Here is a 14,826-nt window from a genome sequence, read left to right as displayed (position 1 = left end):
TGCCTCGGCGACTCCGCGGACCGTCGGGCGCTGGCTACCGCCCGATTCGTCCCAACCACTTCCGGCAACGACATGTTGACCAACAGATTGACCTGTTTACGGCCTTCCGTCAAGCATTTCCGCGGACCGATCTGCCGCGGCGGCGGGGGGCCGCCGCACCGGTCGCCCGCCGGATACACGAAACCCGGCAGGTGAGTTTCCTCACTGCCGGGTTTCGTGAACGACGCGCGGTGGTCAGCCCTGCTGCGGGGGGATCACCGCGGTCGGCGCCTCATCGGGGTACTCGATGACGTCGGTGCCGAGCTCGTTGGGCTGGTAGGAGCGGGTGTCCTCCAGCGACTCGCGGATCGCGTCCTGAGCGGCCTGCGGCAGCGTGTGCATGATCGAGCGCACCCGATCCTGGCGCCGGTGCACCGCCTGGCGGTCGGGCATCCCCGGCGAGGCGGACAGCTGCGGCGGCACGCCCTCGATCTCCTCGACACCGCCGTGGTGCTGGCCGGCGTCGAGCATGGCCTGCTCCTCGGCCATCGTCGACTCGTCCTTCTCCTCCGACATCCCGATCGGGCCGATCCGGCGACCGTTGAGGAACTGCTTGACCACCGGCTCGTCGCTGGTCAGCAGCACCTCGCGGGGGCCGAACATGACCAGCTCCTTGCGGAACAGCATGCCCATGTTGTCCGGCACGGTGCGCGCGATGTTGATGTTGTGGGTCACGATGAGGATCGTGGCGTCGATCTGGGCGTTGATGTCGATGAGCAACTGGCTCAGGTAGGCGGTGCGCACCGGGTCCAGACCGGAGTCCGGCTCGTCGCAGAGGATGATCTGCGGGTCGAGCACCAGCGCGCGGGCCAGCCCGGCACGTTTGCGCATACCACCGGAGATCTCCCCGGGGAACTTCAGCTCGTCGCCGCCGAGCCCGACGAGGGTGAGCTTGTCCATGACGATGTCACGGATCTCGCTCTCCTTCTTCTTGGTGTGCTCACGCAGCGGGAACGCCGTGTTGTCGAAGAGGTTCATCGACCCGAACAGCGCGCCGTCCTGGAACAGCACCCCGAACAGCGTGCGGATCTCGTAGAGCTCCTTGGCCGAGCACTGGATGATGTCGGTGCCCTCGATCTTGATCGAGCCGCGCTCGGGACGCAGCAGACCGATCAGCGACTTGAGGAACACCGATTTACCGGTACCCGACGGGCCCAGCAGAACGCTGACCTCGCCCGCCGGGATGGTCATCGTGACGTTCTCCCAGATTCGCGACGAGCCGAAAGACTTGGTCAGCCCCTCGACCTCGATTGCTACGCCCACGCGACATCCTTCCGCTTTACGCTTGTGGCCACCTGCGTTACCCCTGTGGCACCCGTCACTGTAACTCACGGGCGGGCGCTGCATCACGTTTGTGCGCGCCCACCGAAATTTGCCTGTCGCAGCACACTACGACAACGCCCGTCTCCTGATGCGCAGAACCCCCGGGATACCGCGTATCCCGGGGGTTCTGCGAACGGTCGACTACTTGAGGGTGACGGTGGCCCCGGCAGCCTCGAGCTTGGTCTTCGCCTCCTCGGCGGCCTCCTTGGCGACACCTTCGAGCAGCGGCTTCGGTGCGCTGTCGACCAGGTCCTTGGCCTCTTTGAGGCCCAGACCGGAGACGACCTCGCGCACCACCTTGATGACGCCGATCTTCTTGTCGCCGGCGGCCTCGAGGATGACGTCGAACTCCGACTGCTCCTCGGCGGCCTCGGCGGCACCGGCCGGGGCGGCCCCGGGGGCGGCGGCCACGGCGACCGGGGCGGCCGCGGTGACGTCGAAGGTCTCCTCGAACTTCTTCACGAAGTCCGACAGCTCCAACAGGGTCATTTCCTTAAAGACGTCGAGCAGTTCGTCGGTGGACATCTTGGCCATGGTGTGGGTCCTTTCCTAGTTACCAGGGTGGGTTTCGGGGTGGGGTGTGTAGTTGTGGTGCGCGCCGGTGCTACTCGGCGCTCTCCGGGGTTTCCTCGGCAGCGTCGGCCGGGGCCTCGGCGGTCTCGGGGGCGTCACCGGTTTCAGGGGCGGCGGCGGTGTCCGCCGCGTCGGCCGGCTTTTTGTCCTGCAGTGCCGCGGCCAGCCGCGCCACCTGGGAGGCGGGGGCGCTGAACAACCCGGCCGCCTTGGACAGGTTGGCCTTCATCGCGCCGGCCAGCATCGACAGCAGCACCTCGCGGGACTCCAGGCTGGCGATCTGCTCCACCTCGGCGACGCTGAGCGGGCGGCCGTCCATGTAGCCGCCCTTGATGACCAGCGCCTTGTGGTCCTTGGCGAAGTTCTTGATGGCCTTCGCGGCGTCGACGGGTTCACCGTCGATGAACGCGATCGCCGTGGGACCGACGAACAGATCGTCGAGACCTTCGATGCCGGCCTTCGCAGCGGCACGCTTGACCAGCGTGTTCTTGGCCACCGAGTAGGTTGCCGAACCGCTCAGGGAGCGGCGCAACTCGGCCAGGTTGCCCACCGTCAGGCCCCGGTATTCGGTGATGACGGTGGCAGTCGATGCCTTGAACTGCTCGGCGATGTCCGCAACCGCGGCGGCTTTGTCAGCCCTCGCCATGCGTACCTCCTGAGGGTCGTATGGTGGCGGGTCGGTCGCCGCGGGCGATCAGCGCAGAAGCCCCGAGAAAACGCGAACGCCCCGACGCAGGATGCGGTCGGGGCGTGAACAGCGATCGGAGCGCCCGATCGTGGTGCCTCGTCCTCCTGCGCAGGTCGCCGGGTTTTCCCGGACCTTCAACCGATTGCTCGGTGACCGACGGTCTTCGGTGGATCTGTGGTGGAACGCCGACCACCTTAGCGTGGCGGGCGCCGGTCAGCCAAAACGCGGTCCGTGCGGCCGGGTCAGCGCGGCCGCCCCGACCAGCCCGGCGTCGGCGCCGAGCGCGGCGGGAACCACCCGCAGCCCGCGCAGGAACGCCAGCCCGGTGTGGTCGGCCAGCGCGGCGCGCAGGGGGTCGAACAGCACCGCGCCGGCGCGGGAGACGCCGCCGCCGACCACGACGAGATCCAGATCGCAGGTCGCGGCGACCGAGGCGATCATCGCCGCCAGCGCCGCGGCGCCGCGGGCGAACGCCGCGGTCGCCACCGGGTCGCCGGCGGCGGCCGCGGCGGCCAGCGTTTTGGCGTCGCTGCCGGTCCAGCCGTTGCTGCGGGCCCAGCCGACCAGCGCCGGCGCCGCGGCGACGGTCTCCACGCAGCCTCGCCCGCCGCAGTGGCACGGCGCCCCGGCGGGATCGACCACCACATGCCCGACGTGCCCGGCGTTGCCGGTGCGCCCCGGGTAGGGCGCGCCGTCGAGGATCAGTCCGCCGCCGACCCCGGTGGAGACCACCATGCCCAGCATGCTGGGGACCCCTCGACCGGCCCCGCGCCAGGATTCGCCGAGCGCCATGGCCGTGCCGTCCCCGCCGAGGTGCACCGCCACCCCGGGCAGCGCCGCCTGCACCCTCGCGCGCAGCGGGAAGGAGCGCCACGCGGCGATGTTGATCGGGCTGACGGTGCCGGCGTCCCGCTCGATCGGGCCGGCCGAGACCACCCCGGCGGCGCGCACCCGCCCGCCGGCGGTGCGCACCGTCTCGGCGATCAGGGCCGCGACCTGGGCCCACACCGTTTCGGCGTCACCGTGGGGGGTGGGGCGCACCGCGGTGTGCACCAGGGTGCCGGCCGCGTCGACGAGGCCGACGGCGATGGTGGTGCCGCCGATGTCGACGGCCAGATCGGCGGGGGCCGGCGCGCTCACCGCACCACCAGCCGCACCGCCGGGCTGTAGAGCAGCTGCCCGGCGGCGCCGACCCGGATCAGCGCCCACCACTGCCCCGGGCTCACCCAGGGCGGCGGCGCCACGGCGAACCGCAGCGTGGCGGTCCCGCCGGCGGGCACGGTGGCGCCGCGACACGGCGGACCGGTCCATTCCCAGGTGCCCCACGGGCTGATCAGGTGCGCCTCGACCGCCAGGTCGGCGCGGGCGTCGGTGCCGACGGTGACCGACAGCGTGGCCCGGTCCCCGGCGCTGAGATCGACCTCGGCGGGCTCGTCGACCAGGTACAGCAGCCGCGCGGCGGCCGGGTCGCCGACGGTGACCACGCACACGTCCTCGACGGGCTGCCCCCAGGCGGCGGGCAGGCCGGGGTCGGTGAGCCGCAGCCGCGCGGTGACCGGATACAGGCCGGCCTCGGCGTGGGCGGGCACGTCGACCACCACCTCGGTGTCGGTGTGGGCGCCGGGGGCCAGCGACACGGTGCGTACCGGCGCCGTCGCCCAGCCGGGTGCGCCGGTGACGGTGAGTTCGGCGGTGAGGGCGGTGTCGGTGCAGTCGCTGGCCGCGGTGAGCCGCAGCCCCAGCCGCTCGCCGGGGCCCGTCTGCGCGGCCGGGGGGTGCAGGTGCGCCACCGCGGGCAGCCCACCGAGCGGGGCCGGCCCCCGGTTGTGCAGCCAGTAGCGGGCGAACAGCGGCTGGGCGGCCTCGGTGTCCAGCCGCGGATCCGGCGGGCTTGGTCTGGTGGGGATCGGGTCGACGTGCAGGCGGGTGAGCACGGTGGCGGTCTCGTAGCCGTGCAGTCGCCGCGGGGTGTCGTGGGCGCGGGGCTGTTCGAGCAGATCGGCGCGGCCGAGCACGTCGAGGCGGCCGGGTCCGGTCCGCAGGTCCACCTCGGCGGGCCGGCCGTGGGTCTCGGTGAGCCGCACGGTGACCGCGGCCGGGTCGACGGGGCGGGCGCTGCCGTGCGCCAGCGGGTTGCCGGTCGGCTTGACCGCGCCGACGCGCACCGCCCCGTCGGTGTCGGCGCGCAGCAGCGCCCCGGTGGGGGGCAAGGCCCCCGCGGTGTCCGCCGCCGGTGGCAGCACCGCCTGCAATTCGGCGGCGAACCGCGCGGCGTGTCCGGCGATGCCGGCGGCGCGCCAATCCCCGTCGGCGGCGACCAGCGCGTAGTCGAAGGTGTGCGTCCAGTGCATCGACTGGAAGGGGCTGCCGTCGGGTGCGGTGCGGCGCGGCCCGTCGGTCCAGGCTCCCGACGGCCATCCGGTGCAGGAGCGCAGCAGCGCGGTGTGCAGGGTGCCGGCGGTGTCGACGGCCATACCGGGGGTCCCGCGGTTGAGCAGCGCGATTGTGCGGTCCTCGAACGGTTCGGGTTCGGCGGCACCGGGCGGGGGGTGCTGGGCGACGGCGATCTCGGCGTCGACGAGGTCGTCGACGAGCGCGTCGACGGCGGCCTGCCCGCCGGCGACGATGAGCACCGGCAGCGCCCGCGGCGCGCGCAGATCCACCGGGCCGTCCTCGGCGGTCCACACCGCGGTCAGCGGGGTGGCCGCCGGCACCCACACCCGGGCGTGCCCGCGCGCCTCGAGCTGGCGGTTCAGTTCGGCGGTGTAGGCCGGGTCGGCGGCGGCCAGCACCGCCCGGGTGAAGGTGTTGCGCTGCGGACCGCCGATCGCCAGGCGCACATCCGGCAGGTTGGAGTCGACGCTCAGGTCGCCGTAGCGCGGCCGGTCGGCGTGCCCGCAGGTGGCGGTCACCCCGGCACCGGCCAGCGCCGTCATCAGCCGGCGGGCCTCGATGCCGGACCCGGCGGAGAGCACCACCTCGGCCACACCGATCGCGCGCACGACCGCGCCGATGCGCACCCGCGCGGTGCTCGACAACGCGAACCACCGGTGCGCGGCGGTGTCCAGCGTCCACGGCTGGCGGGCGGTGTCCACCGAGCGCCCGTCGGCGGTGTGCAGCAGGGCGAAACCCCGGCCGATCACCGCGTCGCCGACCTCGGCGACCGGCAGGGCGGCCCCGGGGACCGGGCACGGCCACCGCAGCCGCAGCAGCTCGTCGGAGCCGGTGAACCCCTCGACGCGGGTGGTGCAGTCGACCCGGTCGATGCCGTGCCAGACGGTCAGGGTCTGGGTGTAGGCCAGCCGCGGCCCGAACCGCCCGGCCAGCCGGCCGTGCACCACCAGCCGCTCCCCCAGCGGTCCGCGGTAGGCCTGCACCCGCTCGGCCGGGCAGTCCGCCGAGCCGTCGACCCGGCCGCTGGGCACCAGGTGCCACGGCCCCTCCCCGGAGCGCGGATGCGCCGGATACTCCTCGTAGAGCGCCAGTTCGTTGCCGACGGCGCCGTCGGCGATCAGCTCCCGGCCGTCGCGGCGCCACGAGGCCACCCCGCCCCCGCGATCCGGGTCCACCGCGATGTGGTGACGGCCGTTGGTGATGCCGGTGCCGGCGATCGGCGTCCAGCCAGTGACGGTCTCGGCGGGCACCAGCCGATAGCTCTGCCAGCCCAGCGACGGCATCTGGTCGGCACGCCAGGTCACGGTGTGCCCGTTGTCGTCGACGTGGGCGGGCACCACCGAGCCGGCGACGTTGAGGACCCGCACCCCCGCCGGCAGTGGCGCGCCGAGATGCACGGTGACCAGGTCGGTGCGGTCCTCGGCGACCGGGTTCCACACCACCACGTCGCGGACCCCGCCGACCGCCGCCGACAGCGCGGCCAGCGCGTGACGGCGTGCGGCGGTGCCCAGCTGCCAAGCGTCCCGCCACCCGGTCAGCAGATCCAGGTACACCTGGTCGGATTCCGAGCCGGTGATCGCGTCGTGGTGGGCCCCGTAGGCCAGCTGGGTCCACGCCTTGGTCAGCGCGGCCTGCGGGTAGTGCATCCCGGTGAGCGCGGCGGCGAACGTGGCGAAACGTTCGGCGTCGCCGACCACCTGTTCGGCGGCGCGGTGGGCCTGTTTGGTGTCGATGTAGGACACCGCGCACCCGGTGTAGATCGGGTTCATGTCCCGGGTCTGCGGGGCGGGCTCGACGCGGCGCGCGGCCAGCTCGGCGCGCACCGCCGCGAAGAAGTCCCGCGGCAGGGCGCAGACGAACCGCGGCCAGGTGTAGCGGGCGGCCCAGTCGCGGTGGATCGCGGTGATCCACCGGTTCGGCGGGGTGAAGTCGGTGCCGACCGGCAGCAGCACGTTGCGGGTGGCGGCGACCTTCTTGAGCCCGCAGAACAGGTCATAGACCGCCTCCTCGGCGGCGGCGAGATCGGTGGCGGCGTCCATCCACCAGCCGGCGGCGTAGTGCGCCGGCATGTAGTGGGTGAGCACACCGCGCCCGCTGGGCGCGATCCACTCGAATTCGCTGGGGAACTGCATGCGCCGCGGGTCGCCGCCGTCGGCCATCGGCCCCCACTGGTGGTGCGGGCCGCGCGCCCAGGCGGTGGAGGACAGGCCCGCGTCGGCGGCCAGCCCCGGGTACTGCGGGTCGTGGCCGAACACGTCGAGCTGCCAGCCGGTGGCGGGGTCGGCGCCGAGCACGTCGCGCTGGAAGCCGATGCCGTGGATGAGGGTGCGCACCGTGGTCTCGGTTCCGGTCAGGGTGGTCGACGGCTCGTTGTAGCAGCCGCCCATCACCTCCACGCGGCCGTCGGCGAGCAGGCGGCGCAGCTCGGCGCGGTGCTGCGGGTGGGTGTCCCAGAACGGCTTGAGATAGTCCAGTTCGGCGAGCACGAACCGGTAGTCGGGGTCGCGGCGGGCAAGCTCGAGGTGCGCGGCGACCAGGTTGAGGCCGTTGTCCTGACGGCAGGCGCCGGGCGGGTCCTCGGTCCAGGCGCTGGTGTAGTTGGCCTGGGTGTTCCACCACACCGGGTCGTAGTGGAAGTGCCCGATCAGATACATCGTCCAGCCGGGCTCGGCGACGGTGAAGGTGAAGTCGGAGCCGGCGTCGGCGCTGTCACCGGTGTGCAGTCGGGCGTGGCGGCGCTGCCCGGGCACCGCGCCGTGCACCCGCACCGGGATCTCGAGGCACTCACGGGACGGGTCGGCCACCGCCCGCCCGGACACCCCGTCGCCGCCGATGTGCACCGGGGTGGGGGTCACGCAGCCGGTGTAGGTCAGCCGCACCAGTTGCTGGGGGTCCTGCGCCGGGCCGACGAACAGTTCGGTCGCCTCGACGCTGAGAACCCGCATCACCGCACTGTACGGCCGCGGTCCGCCCCGCCGACGCGATTCCGGGTCTGCGCACCGGGCGACACCGCTGGTGAGGGCGCTCACGATAGTTGCCAGCCGCCACCGGAGATTTGGCACACTACGGGGATGACTCCCACCAACAATCGTGAGGTGGCCACGCTGGACCGGGTACCGCTGCCGGTGGAGGCCGCCCGAATCGGCGCGACGGGGTGGCAGCTGACCCGCACGTCGCTGCGGGTGTTGACCAGCCTGCCGGGGCGCGGTTCGCTGCAGCACAAGGTGATCCGGCAGATCCCGCAGACCTTCGCCGACCTGGGCCCCACCTACGTCAAGTTCGGTCAGATCATCGCGTCGAGCCCCGGGGCGTTCGGGGAGCCGCTGTCGCGGGAGTTCCGCAGCCTGCTCGACGCGGTGCCGCCGGCCGACCCGGCCGCGGTGCAGAAGCTGTTCATCGAGGAGCTCGGCGCCCCGCCGGAGGAGCTGTTCGCCAGTTTCGATCACACGCCGATCGCCTCGGCGTCGATCGCCCAGGTGCACTTCGCCACCCTGCACAGCGGCGAGAACGTCGTCGTCAAGATCCAGCGTCCCGGCATCCGCCGCCGCGTCGCCGCCGACCTGCAGATCCTCAAACGGTTCGCGCAACTGGTGGAGATCGCCAAGCTGGGGCGGCGGCTGTCCGCCCAGGACGTGGTGGCCGACTTCGCCGACAACCTCGCCGAGGAGCTCGACTTCCGCATCGAGGCGCAGTCGATGCAGACCTGGGTGACCCACCTGCACGCCTCCCCGTTGGGGCAGAACATCAAGGTGCCCGATGTGCACTGGGATCACACCAGCCGGCGGGTACTGACGATGGAGCGGGTGTCGGGCATCCGCATCGACAACGCCGCACAGATCCGCAAGGCCGGTTTCGACGGGGTGGAGCTGATCAAAGCGCTGTTGTTCGCGACGTTCGAGGGCGGCCTGCGCCACGGGCTGTTCCACGGCGACCTGCACGCCGGCAACCTGCTGGTCGACGACGCCGGCCGGGTGGTGTTCCTCGACTTCGGCATCATGGGCCGCATCGACCCGCGCACCCGCTGGCTGCTGCGGGAGCTGGTGTACGCGCTGCTGGTCAAAAAGGACCATGCCGCCGCCGGCAAGATCGTGGTGTTGATGGGTGCGGTCGGCACGGTCAAGCCCGAAGGGCAGGCCGCCAAGGACCTCGAGGCGTTCGCCACCCCGCTGACGATGACGTCCCTCGGCGACATGTCCTACGCCGAGATCGGAAAGCAGCTCTCCGCCCTGGCCGATGCCTACGACGTGAAACTGCCCCGCGAGCTGGTGCTGATCGGCAAGCAGTTCCTCTACGTGGAGCGCTACATGAAGCTGTTGGCTCCGCGCTGGCAGATGATGTCCGACCCGCAGCTGACCGGATATTTTGCGAACTTCATGGTCGATGTGAGCCGCGAACACACCGACGATCCGGCCGCGGCGATCGCCGCGATCGATCCCCCCGCCGACGGCGAGGTGTGAGCATGGAGGTCCGCACCGGCACGGCACGCTCCGGCGAGCTCGACATCGTCTATGAGGACATGGGCGACCCCGCCGACCCGGCGGTGCTGCTGATCATGGGGCTCGGCGCGCAGCTGCTGCTGTGGCGCACCGGGTTCTGCGAGCGCCTGGTCGCCCAGGGGCTGCGGGTCATCCGCTACGACAACCGTGACGTCGGACTCTCCAGCAAACTGGACCGTCGTCGCACCACCAGTCCGGTGCCGGTGCGGATGGTGCGGTCGTGGCTGGGCTGGCGCAGCCCGGCGGTGTACACCCTGGAGGACATGGCCGACGACGCCGCCGCGGTGCTCGACCATCTCGGGCTGGAGCGCGCCCACATAGTGGGCGCCTCGATGGGCGGGATGATCGCCCAGGTCGTCGCCGCCCGCTTCGCCGAGCGCACCACCTCCCTCGGGGTGATCTTCTCCAGCAACAACCAGCCGTTCCTGCCGCCACCGGCGCCACGGGCGCTGCTGTCGCTGCTGACCGGGCCGCCACCGGACTCCCCGCGGGAGGTGATCATCGACAACGCGGTGCGGGTCAGCCGGATCATCGGCAGCCCCGGCTACCCCACCCCGGAGGCGCAGCTGCGCGCCGACGCCATCGAGGGCTACGAGCGCAGCTTCTACCCGTGGGGCGTGGCCCGGCAGTTCGGGGCGATCCTGGGCACCGGCAGCCTGCTCGGCTACGACCGGCAGGTCGATGCGCCCACGGTGGTGATCCACGGCCTGGCCGACAAGTTGATGCGCCCGTCCGGGGGCGCGGCGGTGGCCCGCGCGATCGACGGTTCACGGCTGGTGCTCGTCGAGGGCATGGGCCACGACCTGCCCGAACCGCTGTGGGACAGGGTGGTCGGCGAGCTGACCGCCACGTTTGCGCTCACCCGGTGACCGGATCGCTCAGTTTGGGCGCGACCCCCGCCGCGAGGTAAGATCGGAGATTGGTCTATTCCGCGCCGCCGGATAGTGCGGTCAACGTCACAGTCACGCCATCGAACGGTTTGGGAGATTTAATTTCATGGCCAAATTGGAGCCAAAGTACGAGGAACTGCAGTCGATCTACGACATCTCCGACGAGTTCTACGAGCTGTTCCTCGGGCCGACGATGGGCTACACCTGCGGGTACTTCGAGCGTGACGACATGACCACCAGCGAGGCCCAGAACGCCAAGTTCGACCTCGCGCTGGGCAAACTCGGCCTGGAGCCGGGGATGACGCTGCTCGACATCGGCTGCGGTTGGGGCGGCGGCCTGCAGCGGGCGCTGGAGACCTACGACATCAACGTGATCGGGTTGACGATCAGCAAGAACCAGCAGAAGGCGGCCGAGGAACGGCTGGCCAAGATCGAGACCGACCGCACCGTCGAGGTGCGCCTGCAGGGCTGGGAAGAGTTCGACGAGAAAGTCGACCGGATCGTCTCGATCGGCGCGTTCGAGCACTTCGGGTTCGACCGCTACGAAGCGTTCTTCGACACCACCTACAAGGCGCTTCCCGCCGACGGTCGGATGCTGCTGCACACCATCTGTGTGCACGACTTCACCGACCCGGACGGCGAGCACCCGCCGGTGACGATCAGCACCGCGAAGTTCACCAAGTTCATCATGGACGAGATCTTCCCGGGTGGGCGGCTGCCGACGATCGCGATGGTCGAACAGCACGCCGAGGGTGCCGGCTTCGCCGTCAACCGGGTGCACTCGCTGCAGCAGCACTACGTGCGCACCCTGGAGCTGTGGGCCCAGGCACTGCACGCCAACAAGGAGAAGGCGCTGGAGATCCAGGGCCAGGTCGCCTACGACCGGTTCGACAAGTACCTGGTCGGTTGCGCCGACTTGTTCCGCGGCGGCTACACCGACATCAACCAGTTCACCCTGCAGAAGTAGGGCTGCGGCTCGTCGTCGGCGAGCACCCCGCGCCCCCAGGCTGCGGCAGTAGCATGGGGCGATGGCCGAGCTGACTCCCAAATACGGCGAGCTGCAGGCGATCTACGACATCTCCAACGACTTCTTCGAGCTGTTCCTCGGCCCGCGTTCTTCGAGAAGGCCTACCGGGTGCTGCCCGCCGGTGGGCGGATGTTGCTGCACACGATCACCGCGATCACCCAGGACGACGCCCAGCGGCTCGGCCTGCCGCTGACCATGTCGCTGGTGCGGTTCAACAAGTTCATCATGACCGAGATCTTCCCCGGGGGTCGGTTGCCCACGGTGTCGATGGTGCAGGACCACGCCGAGCAGGCCGGCTTCACGGTGTCCCGCGTGCACGAGATCGGGCCGAACTATGTGCGGACCCTGCAACTGTGGGCCGAGGCACTGGAGGCCAACCGCGAGCAGGCCATCGCCGCCCAGTCCCAGCAGGTCTACGACCGTTACTACAAGTACCTCACCGGCTGTGTGGGCCTATTCCGAGACGGCTACACCAGCGTGCACCAGTACACCCTGCAGAAGTGACCGGAGCGCCCCGGCGGACGGCGGGGCACCCGGCGCCGGGTCTTCGACGTCAGGCCTCGGTGAAGTTGCGGGTGATCGACGGGTCGACCGGGATGCCCGGGCCGGTGGTCGTCGACACGACGATCTTCTTCAGGTAGCGGCCCTTGGACGCCGACGGCTTGAGCCGCAGGATCTCATCGAGGGCGGCGCCGTAGTTCTCCGCCAGCTTCGTCTGGTCGAAGGAGGCCTTGCCGATGATGAAGTGCAGGTTGGCCTGCTTGTCGGCGCGGAAGTTGATCTTGCCGCCCTTGATGTCGGTGACCGCTTTGGTCACGTCGGGGGTGACGGTGCCGGTCTTCGGGTTGGGCATCAGCCCGCGCGGGCCGAGCACCCGGGCGATCCGACCGACCTTGGCCATCTGGTCCGGGGTGGCGATCGCCGCGTCGAAGTCGAGGAAACCGCCCTGGATCTTCTCGATCAGGTCGTCGCCGCCGACGATGTCGGCGCCGGCGGCGGTGGCCTGCTCGGCCTTCTCCCCGACCGCGAACACCGCCACGCGGGCGGTCTTACCGGTGCCGTGCGGCAGGTTGACGGTGCCGCGCACCATCTGGTCGGCCTTGCGGGGGTCGATCCCGAGCCGGATGACCACCTCGACGGTGGCGTCCTGCTTGGTCGAGGAGGTCTCTTTGGCCAGCGCGGCGGCCTGCAGCGGGGTGTAGAGGTTGTCGCGGTCCACCTTCTCGGCGGCGGCGCGGTATGCCTTGCTGTTCTTGCTCATTGAAAACAATCCAATCGGTGGTGTTGGAGTCGTGGTCGGCGGGCCGAAGCGAGCCCTCCCACGCGGTTCGTATTCAGTTGTGGGGCGTTCAGTTGTGGGGCGTTCAGGTGTGGGGAACGCCGCTACTCGACGGTGATCCCCATCGACCGGGCGGTGCCGGCGATGATCTTCGCACCGGCCTCGACGTCGTTGGCGTTGAGGTCGGCCTTTTTGGTCTCGGCGATCTCACGCAGCTGGTCCCAGCTGACCTTGGCCACCTTGTCCTTATGCGGCTCCCCGGAGCCCTTGGCCACACCGGCCGCCTTCAACAGCAGCTTGGCAGCGGGCGGGGTCTTCAGCGCGAACTCGAAGCTGCGGTCTTCGAAGACGGTGATCTCCACCGGCACGACGTTGCCGCGCTGGTTCTCCGTCGCGGCGTTGTACGCCTTGCAGAAGTCCATGATGTTGACGCCGTGCTGGCCCAGCGCCGGACCGACCGGCGGGGCGGGGTTGGCCTGACCGGCCTCGATCTGCAGTTTGATCAGCCCGATGACCTTTTTCTTCGGGGCCATGAGTGGGGTCCTTTCTCGCACTCGGTGATCGCCGGCGCGCAGGTCGCGCCGAGATCGCTCTAAATCTTGGAGACCTGGGTGAAGGTCAGTTCGACGGGGGTTTCGCGACCGAAGATCGACACCAGCACCTTCAGTTTCTGCTGCTCGGCGTTGACCTCGCTGATGGTGGCCGGCAGGGTCGCGAACGGACCGTCCATGACCGTGACCGACTCGCCGACCTCGTAGTCGACCTCGATGGTCGGCTGCTCCAGCCCGGACTCGGTGACCGCGGCCGCGGTGCTGGCCGCTCCCTTGGCGGCCTTCTTGGCCGGGGTGCGCGGCAGCAGGAACTTCACGACGTCGTCGAGCGACAGCGCCGACGGCCGGGAGGTGGCGCCGACGAACCCGGTGACGCCGGGCGTGTTGCGCACCGCCGCCCAGGAGTCGTCGGTCAGATCCATCCGCACCAGGATGTAGCCGGGCAGCACCTTGCGGTTGACCTGCTTGCGCTGGCCGTTCTTGATCTCGGTGACCTCCTCGGTGGGCACCTCCACCTGGAAGATGTAGTCACCGACGTCGAGGTTCTGCACACGAGTCTCGAGGTTGGCCTTCACCTTGTTCTCGTAGCCGGCGTAGGAGTGGATGACATACCAGTCGCCCGGCTTGGTGCGCAGTTCCGCCTTGAGCGCGACGGCAGGGTCGACCTCTTCGACCTCGTCAACCGCTGCTGCGGTGTCGGCTGCGTCCACCGCCTCAGCGGACGGTGTGTCGCCGTCGAAGGTAGTCACGGCTGTCATTCCTCTCTATTGCTCGGTTCGTCGCGGTAGTCGGTCACGTGTTCTGCCCGAATACCAGCATCACCAGCTTGGCCAGACCGTAGTCGGAGAGCGCCACCAGGGTGACCATGAACACCAGGAACGCCAGCACCACCGAGGTGTAGGTGATCATCTGCTTGCGGTTGGGCCAGATCACCCGGCGCAGTTCGTTGACCACCTGCTTGAGGTAGTTGAAGACGAACAGGAACGGGTTGCGCGACGGCCCCTGGGAGTCTTTGGAATCTTTGGCGCCTTTGGAACCCCTGGCGCCCTTGACCGATTTGGCGCCCTTGCCGGTTTTGGCGTCTTGGGAATCTTTGGCGTCTTTGGGCTCTGCGCCCCCCTTGGCGTCCTTGGACTTGACCGCCTCGTCCCGATCGGCGGCAGCACTGTCGGCAGCGTTGGCGAGCTGACGCGACCGTTTACCGGTGGGCCGCTTCGGCTGGGTCACCACAGCGCCCTGGGCGTCGGCTGCCCCGGCATCGGTGGCGTCGGCACCGTCGAGCTCGTCGCTCACCGCGTGCTCCTTACGTTCGGTCGTCGGTCATGCTCGGCGTCACTGTCCTAGTGTCCACCATTACACGTATTCACTTGAGCACGGGCGACAGGACTTGAACCTGCAACCTGCGGTTTTGGAGACCGCTGCTCTGCCAGTTGAGCTACGCCCGTTTGAGGTTGGCAGCCCAACCCGCACGCCGAGGCTTACACGAGCGCCGCCGCTTCCCATCGGCGTCGGCGTTCATGACTAGCGCGCTCCCCGTCCGGCCGGTGAAAACCGATAGGCAGCGCG

General features: G+C 70.1%; 12 protein-coding genes, 1 tRNA gene and 1 pseudogene. 4 read left to right on the top strand and 10 right to left on the bottom strand.

Going from position 1 to position 14,826, the window contains the following annotated elements; all coding sequences use genetic code 11:
• Window positions 1-234: 234 nt before the first annotated feature.
• The 5 genes from B8W67_RS01490 to B8W67_RS01470 all read right to left on the bottom strand — a co-directional run bounded on the left by B8W67_RS01490 (window position 235) and on the right by B8W67_RS01470 (window position 7,962).
• Window positions 235-1,302 (bottom strand): ABC transporter ATP-binding protein, encoded by a 1,068-nt coding sequence (locus B8W67_RS01490; protein WP_069392805.1) that lies wholly within the window; start codon window positions 1,300-1,302, stop codon window positions 235-237.
• Between the two features lie 201 nt (window positions 1,303-1,503).
• A complete protein-coding gene (gene rplL, locus B8W67_RS01485) occupies window positions 1,504-1,896 on the bottom strand; it encodes a 50S ribosomal protein L7/L12 (RefSeq protein WP_069392806.1) in 393 nt (130 codons plus the stop codon).
• A 70-nt stretch (window positions 1,897-1,966) separates the two neighbouring features.
• Complete coding sequence (rplJ, locus tag B8W67_RS01480) at window positions 1,967-2,581, bottom strand: 50S ribosomal protein L10 (protein ID WP_069392807.1); 615 nt, start codon at window positions 2,579-2,581, stop codon at window positions 1,967-1,969.
• Between the two features lie 255 nt (window positions 2,582-2,836).
• A complete protein-coding gene (locus B8W67_RS01475; protein WP_069392808.1) occupies window positions 2,837-3,763 on the bottom strand; it encodes an ROK family protein in 927 nt (308 codons plus the stop codon).
• Window positions 3,760-7,962, bottom strand: coding sequence for a glycoside hydrolase family 38 N-terminal domain-containing protein (locus B8W67_RS01470; protein WP_085301958.1), 4,203 nt, complete (start codon window positions 7,960-7,962; stop codon window positions 3,760-3,762). Before B8W67_RS01470 ends, B8W67_RS01475 begins: the two co-directional genes overlap by 4 nt.
• A 126-nt stretch (window positions 7,963-8,088) precedes the next feature.
• Between B8W67_RS01470 and B8W67_RS01465 the strand changes: the two genes are divergently transcribed.
• The 4 genes and pseudogenes from B8W67_RS01465 to B8W67_RS01450 all read left to right on the top strand — a co-directional run.
• Window positions 8,089-9,474, top strand: a complete 1,386-nt coding sequence (locus B8W67_RS01465) for an ABC1 kinase family protein (RefSeq protein WP_069392810.1) — start codon at window positions 8,089-8,091, stop codon at window positions 9,472-9,474.
• A 2-nt stretch (window positions 9,475-9,476) separates the two neighbouring features.
• The gene (locus B8W67_RS01460; RefSeq protein WP_069392811.1) at window positions 9,477-10,382 is read left to right on the top strand and encodes an alpha/beta fold hydrolase; all 906 of its coding nucleotides are present in this window, start codon (window positions 9,477-9,479) and stop codon (window positions 10,380-10,382) included.
• A 127-nt stretch (window positions 10,383-10,509) separates the two neighbouring features.
• Window positions 10,510-11,370 (top strand): cyclopropane mycolic acid synthase family methyltransferase, encoded by an 861-nt coding sequence (locus tag B8W67_RS01455; protein WP_069392812.1) that lies wholly within the window; start codon window positions 10,510-10,512, stop codon window positions 11,368-11,370.
• A 141-nt stretch (window positions 11,371-11,511) separates the two neighbouring features.
• A pseudogene (locus B8W67_RS01450) lies at window positions 11,512-11,934 on the top strand (class I SAM-dependent methyltransferase); the annotation flags it as partial.
• A 49-nt stretch (window positions 11,935-11,983) separates the two neighbouring features.
• Here the strand turns inward: B8W67_RS01450 and rplA are convergent.
• The 5 genes from rplA to B8W67_RS01425 all read right to left on the bottom strand — a co-directional run bounded on the left by rplA (window position 11,984) and on the right by B8W67_RS01425 (window position 14,705).
• Window positions 11,984-12,691: a 50S ribosomal protein L1 gene (gene rplA, locus B8W67_RS01445; protein WP_069392813.1), complete on the bottom strand. Its 708-nt coding sequence runs from the start codon at window positions 12,689-12,691 to the stop codon at window positions 11,984-11,986.
• 122 nt (window positions 12,692-12,813) lie between these two features.
• Window positions 12,814-13,242, bottom strand: a complete 429-nt coding sequence (gene rplK, locus B8W67_RS01440; RefSeq protein ID WP_069392814.1) for a 50S ribosomal protein L11 — start codon at window positions 13,240-13,242, stop codon at window positions 12,814-12,816.
• A 59-nt stretch (window positions 13,243-13,301) separates the two neighbouring features.
• Window positions 13,302-14,009, bottom strand: coding sequence for a transcription termination/antitermination protein NusG (nusG, locus tag B8W67_RS01435; protein WP_069392834.1), 708 nt, complete (start codon window positions 14,007-14,009; stop codon window positions 13,302-13,304).
• Between the two features lie 43 nt (window positions 14,010-14,052).
• Window positions 14,053-14,553 (bottom strand): preprotein translocase subunit SecE, encoded by a 501-nt coding sequence (gene secE / locus B8W67_RS01430; RefSeq protein ID WP_085301956.1) that lies wholly within the window; start codon window positions 14,551-14,553, stop codon window positions 14,053-14,055.
• Between the two features lie 79 nt (window positions 14,554-14,632).
• Window positions 14,633-14,705 (bottom strand) — tRNA-Trp (locus tag B8W67_RS01425).
• Window positions 14,706-14,826: the final 121 nt, after the last annotated feature.

Source organism: Mycolicibacillus koreensis (assembly GCF_002104795.1).
Lineage (GTDB): Bacteria > Actinomycetota > Actinomycetes > Mycobacteriales > Mycobacteriaceae > Mycobacterium > Mycobacterium koreense.
Note: the sequence above shows the minus strand (reverse complement) of the source record. Positions and strands in the feature narration are given on the sequence as shown.

What these genes read in the sequence shown, in the direction of transcription:
- B8W67_RS01455 (WP_069392812.1), top strand. Translation starts at nt 10,510, where the DNA reads ATGGCCAAATTGGAGCCAAAGTACGAGGAACTGCAGTCGATCTACGAC.
- B8W67_RS01465 (WP_069392810.1), top strand. Translation starts at nt 8,089, where the DNA reads ATGACTCCCACCAACAATCGTGAGGTGGCCACGCTGGACCGGGTACCG.
- B8W67_RS01460 (WP_069392811.1), top strand. Translation starts at nt 9,477, where the DNA reads ATGGAGGTCCGCACCGGCACGGCACGCTCCGGCGAGCTCGACATCGTC.
- rplA (WP_069392813.1), bottom strand. Translation starts at nt 12,691, where the DNA reads ATGAGCAAGAACAGCAAGGCATACCGCGCCGCCGCCGAGAAGGTGGAC.
- rplL (WP_069392806.1), bottom strand. Translation starts at nt 1,896, where the DNA reads ATGGCCAAGATGTCCACCGACGAACTGCTCGACGTCTTTAAGGAAATG.
- rplK (WP_069392814.1), bottom strand. Translation starts at nt 13,242, where the DNA reads ATGGCCCCGAAGAAAAAGGTCATCGGGCTGATCAAACTGCAGATCGAG.
- B8W67_RS01470 (WP_085301958.1), bottom strand. Translation starts at nt 7,962, where the DNA reads ATGCGGGTTCTCAGCGTCGAGGCGACCGAACTGTTCGTCGGCCCGGCG.
- rplJ (WP_069392807.1), bottom strand. Translation starts at nt 2,581, where the DNA reads ATGGCGAGGGCTGACAAAGCCGCCGCGGTTGCGGACATCGCCGAGCAG.